Raw genomic sequence first — 2,602 nt, 5'->3', positions numbered from 1 at the left:
CGCCGATGGTACTGCACTCGACAGGGTGTGGGAGAGTAGGACACCGCCGAACACCCGTTTGCTGGAGGCCCCCAACTGTGTTGGGGGCCTTCAGTGTTTGGTATGCAGTTTTTTTCTGGTGTTGTGTGTGTAGGAGGGGACCCACAAGTGGGTCCCTTTTTCGCATTTATTGATCATTGTCCGGCCATTGGGCAGGATGCACGTTGTGACGACGAAGGCCGAGTTGCTGCGTGTGGCTGTCGGGCAGCCGGCGGTGATCGACGGTGACCACGTTTCGTCGGCACTGGCACATGCGGATCTGATCCGGTCGGCTCGTGCCGACCTCATGGTGTTTCCAGAGATGTCCTTGACCGGGTATCACCTGGACGCTGCGGACGTCGAGGTGGATGGGGACGCCGTGGCGTTGCTTGTCGATGCCTGCCGATCGGCGGATGGTTGCGCGCTGGTCGGTGCACCGGTGACGGAAAATGGTGCGCGTTTCATCGCAATCCTGCGTATCGACGGTAATGGTGTCGAGATCGCCTACCGGAAAACGCATCTGCACGGTGACGAGAACAAGTGGTTCGTACCGGGGCCCGGCGCGTCCGCGATCGAGGTCCTCGGGTGGCGTATCGGTCTGGGTATCTGCAAGGACACCGGCACAGCAGAACACGTCCACGCGACCGCAGCTCTCGATATCGATGTGTACGCGTGCGGGGTGGTGCATCACCGATGGGAGTTGGCGGAACAGCAACGGCGCGCCGCCCATATCAGTGCGGCATGCGGGGCGTATGTAGCGATGGCGAGCTTCGCCGGTGCGACCGGGGAAGGTTTTCGGGCCACGGCAGGACGTTCCGCGATTGTCTCGCCTGGTCAGCGGATGCTGGCAGCGGCCGGTTCCCTGCCCGGCGACTACGTGACAGCGGTGCTCGTATGAGTCGGCCTCCCGGTGCCGAACTAGACGGGTGTGAATTCGAGATGGATCGAAGCCAGCCCGCGGAGGATATACGTCGGCTCATAGGTGAAGTGACGATCGTCGGCCGGCCCGTGCTTCTCCTCGGAGATCTTGATGTCCGCCATGCGGTCGAGGAGGCGTTCGACGGTGACGCGAGCCTCGACCCTGGCGAGAGGACCACCGGGACAGGAATGCACTCCTCGTCCGAAAGCGATGTGTTCGCGGGCGTTTGCGCGGTCGAGCTGGAGCTCGTGAGGTTCGGGGAATCGCCGGGGATCGCGGTTGCCGGCGGGCAGCGACACCATGACCGGAGTGCCCGCGGGAATGTCGACGCCGCCGAGTGTGGTCGTCTTCTTCGCGAGCCGGAAGTCGCTCTTGACCGGGCCTTCGAGGCGCAGGGCTTCTTCCACGAACTGCGGGATGAGACTGCGGTCTTCGCGAAGTTGCTTCTGGAGATCGGGATTTTCGGCGATCAGCCTGAACGATGCGGTGATCAGTCGGGCGGTGGTGTCCTGCCCCGCACCGAACAGGAACGTGGCGAGGCGTACGAGTTCGACCACGTCGGGGGTCTCGCCGTCGGAGTACGTCGACTCGGCGAGTATCGACAGGACGTCGCCGGCAGGTTCCTCTCGTCGGGACTCGATGTAGCGGGAGAACTTGGAATCGAGAAATTCCAGAGGATTGGCGCCGAGTGCGCCGTCTTCGGCCATCGCGCCCGGAGTTTGGGTGGACAGGTGCGCGACGAATGCGGCGTGATCGGCCTCGGGCACACCGAGCAGGTCTGCGATGGTCAACAGCGCGAAGGGTTGCGCGTATTCGTTGAGCAGTTCGACCTTGCCGGCGCCGTGGAACGTGTCGATCAGGCGGTCGGCGAGCCGCCACATGAACTCTTCGTTCTCCTCGAGTCGCCTCGGGCTGAACAGACCGCCGAGCAACCTGCGGATCCGGGTGTGCTTCGGCGGGTCCATGGTGACGAGGTGCTCGTTGAGCGGAATCTCGGGCCGGTGCTGCTCGATCTGATCGGTGATGTCATCACCGTCTGCTTCGAACGGCATACCGGGAAAAGGGCCGGTCGCGGCGTTGATGTTCGAGTACGTCGACGTATCGCGCAGAACCGCAAGACATTCGTCGAAGCCGGTGACCGCCACAACGCCGCGCGGTTCGATGAACTGCACGGGGCACCTGGACCGGAGATGGTCGAAGTAGGGGTGTGGATCGGGAATGAAGGACGGGTCGGTGAAGAAGTCCTTCGAGTCGAAGTCGTTCAATCGGGTCTCCTGACGTCGTGCGCACGGGAACGTGCACAACTGCGGTAGTACCGATCAACGTCAGCCTCGCCCGATGCTGAGCGCCTGCCTAGCAGTGCTGGATACATGGATAGCATGGAAGCGTAAATGTGGTCAAGGACACATTCCTTGCGCGGCTACCATGGCCCGAACCGGCGACCCGCCGCAGCGAAACGGAGGTGGGCATGGCGTCGTCCAGGCGGATAGGCGCACCGGACGCGAAGAATCGCTCGGTGCTACTCGACGCAGCGGAGCAGCTGATGGTGGAAAGCGGTTACGCCGCAGTCACTTCGCGCCGGGTTGCAGATAGTGCCCCGTGGAGTGGTGGACTTCGGATCGGCTCTGCAGTAGACGTAGTGATCAACGAGTCGTGCTGGATACT

Annotated in this window: 3 protein-coding genes; 2 read left to right on the top strand and 1 reads right to left on the bottom strand. The window is 62.8% G+C overall.

Annotated features, from left to right (window positions below):
* Positions 1 to 205: 205 nt before the first annotated feature.
* Entirely contained in the window at positions 206 to 916 is a 711-nt protein-coding gene (locus tag HF886_RS20800; protein ID WP_346765432.1) for a carbon-nitrogen hydrolase family protein, read from the top strand.
* A 20-nt stretch (positions 917 to 936) separates the two neighbouring features.
* On the opposite strand, the gene HF886_RS20795 is transcribed toward HF886_RS20800, so the two are convergent.
* Positions 937 to 2,202 carry a cytochrome P450 gene (locus HF886_RS20795; RefSeq protein WP_169653376.1) on the bottom strand — a complete coding sequence of 422 codons (1,266 nt, stop codon included), beginning with the start codon at positions 2,200 to 2,202 and terminating at the stop codon, positions 937 to 939.
* 203 nt (positions 2,203 to 2,405) lie between these two features.
* On the opposite strand from HF886_RS20795, the gene HF886_RS20790 reads away from it, so the two are divergent.
* Positions 2,406 to 2,602 (top strand): TetR family transcriptional regulator (locus HF886_RS20790; RefSeq protein WP_169653375.1); only part of this gene is annotated, 197 nt, incomplete at its 3' end.

The organism is Rhodococcus sp. 105337, from assembly GCF_012844225.1.
Taxonomy (GTDB): Bacteria; Actinomycetota; Actinomycetes; order Mycobacteriales; family Mycobacteriaceae; genus Rhodococcus.
The sequence above is the reverse complement of the archived record's forward strand: the minus strand, read 5'-3'. Positions and strand labels throughout refer to the sequence as shown.